Annotated in this window: 3 protein-coding genes; 2 read left to right on the top strand and 1 reads right to left on the bottom strand. The window is 58.2% G+C overall.

Annotated elements, in window-relative coordinates; genetic code table 11:
- Positions 1–1,014, top strand: a 1,014-nt coding sequence (locus RMO15_RS11410; protein ID WP_309712211.1) for an alpha-L-fucosidase, incomplete at its 5' end; no start/stop codon positions are given.
- Here RMO15_RS11410 and RMO15_RS11405 read toward each other — a convergent pair.
- Positions 998–1,216 carry a hypothetical protein gene (locus tag RMO15_RS11405; RefSeq protein WP_309712208.1) on the bottom strand — a complete coding sequence of 73 codons (219 nt, stop codon included), beginning with the start codon at positions 1,214–1,216 and terminating at the stop codon, positions 998–1,000. The two genes, RMO15_RS11410 and RMO15_RS11405, sit on opposite strands and share 17 nt — an antisense overlap.
- 17 nt (positions 1,217–1,233) lie before the next feature.
- Between RMO15_RS11405 and RMO15_RS11400 the strand changes: the two genes are divergently transcribed.
- Positions 1,234–1,629, top strand: a complete 396-nt coding sequence (locus tag RMO15_RS11400; RefSeq protein ID WP_309712206.1) for a hypothetical protein — start codon at positions 1,234–1,236, stop codon at positions 1,627–1,629.
- Positions 1,630–1,767 lie beyond the last annotated feature (138 nt).

Genomic DNA, 1,767 nt, shown 5'->3' with positions numbered 1-1,767 from the left:
ATTCTCACCGCCAAGCATCACGATGGCTTCTGCCTCTGGGATACCCAGCTGACGCGCTACAACACGATGAACACGCCTTATGGCAAAGATATCGTAAAGCTGCTCGCCGAGGCGTGCCATCAGCGCAAGTTCCCGCTCTGTCTCTACTACTCGATTGCAGATTGGTACCACCCGAGCTATCCCAATCAGGGGCGGCATCATGAGATCCCCGCGCAGCCGGACGATTCCCCAAACTTGCTGGCCTACACCGAGTTCGTGCGTGGGCAGGTGCGCGAGCTTTGCACGAACTACGGCGAGCTTCATGGCTTCTGGTGGGACATGAACGTGGATCTACACCGCGACCCGAGCATCAACGCGCTGATCCGCCAGCTCCAGCCCAAGGCGGTGATCAACGACCGGGGCTATGATGAGGGCGATTTTGGCACCCCCGAGCGTGACTACGAGAGCACAGTAGACTTTGCGCGGCGTGTGGAGGCGTGTCAGTCGGTGGGGATGGAGAGCTGGAGCTGGCGCAAAAACGAGGACTACTACTCGGACCGGCACCTGATGCGCTCGATTGCCAAGTTCCGGGCGCGGGATGCGAACTACCTGCTCAATGTCGGGCCAAAGGGCGATGGCACGATTCCGCCGGAGTCTGCGGGGATTCTCAAGAGGGTGGGGGGCTGGTACAAGGCCGTTCGTGAGGCGTTTGAGGGCACTACACCCTGCTCGGAGCTTTCAGCCAATAAGAGCGTCTTACTCACGCGCCGAGACAACACACTCTATGTCATCTGCCACACGGACTTGGTGGGGAGTGCGATCAAGCTCAAGCCCTTGGCCGTCGCACCAACCCGCACGACGCTGCTCAATACCGGCAAGCCCGTCGGGGTGGGCTTGGAGCTGGTACCCAGCGATCATGTGGAGCACCAGGCGTTTCTGCGGCTCACGAATCTGCCCGTAAATGCGCTGAGCAACACGGTTGCCGTGGTTAAATTGGAGTTCGATCACCCGCTTGACTTCAGCGCCTCTGTTTGATTTTTTGGGTTTTCTGCGGCTCGGCATAGAGCTCCGCGAGGGCTTGCTGGGCATTCTGTGGGGTGTGCTCCGCCTCTTCCAATAGCTCCTCGTGGCGCTGGCGGATGGCGCGCATCTTTCGGATCGCCCGAACGGTGAGGGCAATAATCGTCGGGATGCCAAAGACCCAGACCGCAATTCGAAAGTGCTCGTAGGATTCCATGCGGGTATAATACCCGCATGGCCAAGATCAATTCCGGCGACACTGTTATTATCGCCGCACGCGAACAAACTCCCGCCGATATTAAGAGCGGACTCTACTATCCCCACTACGCTGACATGAGCGGCACGATCCTGAAAGTCTACGATGATGAAGCCTCGGTGCTGGTAGATCGTGAGACCCTCCCTGCTGAGCTACGTAAGCGGCACGAAGAGAATGAGAAAGCTATGAAAACCAAGTGGCTCGACGGACTCTCCGAGGAAGCACGTAACCGTCTGACGGGGGCGGAGAAGAAATTTTCTCTCAACTACGCCATTCTTGTGGCCGTCGCGGATCTTGCCCCCGGTGAGGCCAAGCGCATCACTCCCGAGGAGCTTGCGGCCAAAGAGGAAGCGTTCCTGGCCAGCCGGAAATAAATGCACATCTCGCCGATTGGGAGGAACTCGTTTAAGGTTCGTGCAGGGCTTGCGGCACTGTATCTCGTGCTCAGCCTTGGGGCTGTCACGACTCTCTATCCGTTTTTATTGATGCTCTCGACGGCAACCAAAAGCCAG

Source organism: Armatimonas sp. (assembly GCF_031410135.1).
Classification (GTDB): Bacteria; Armatimonadota; Armatimonadia; order Armatimonadales; family Armatimonadaceae; genus Armatimonas.
Note: the sequence above shows the minus strand (reverse complement) of the source record. Positions and strands in the feature narration are given on the sequence as shown.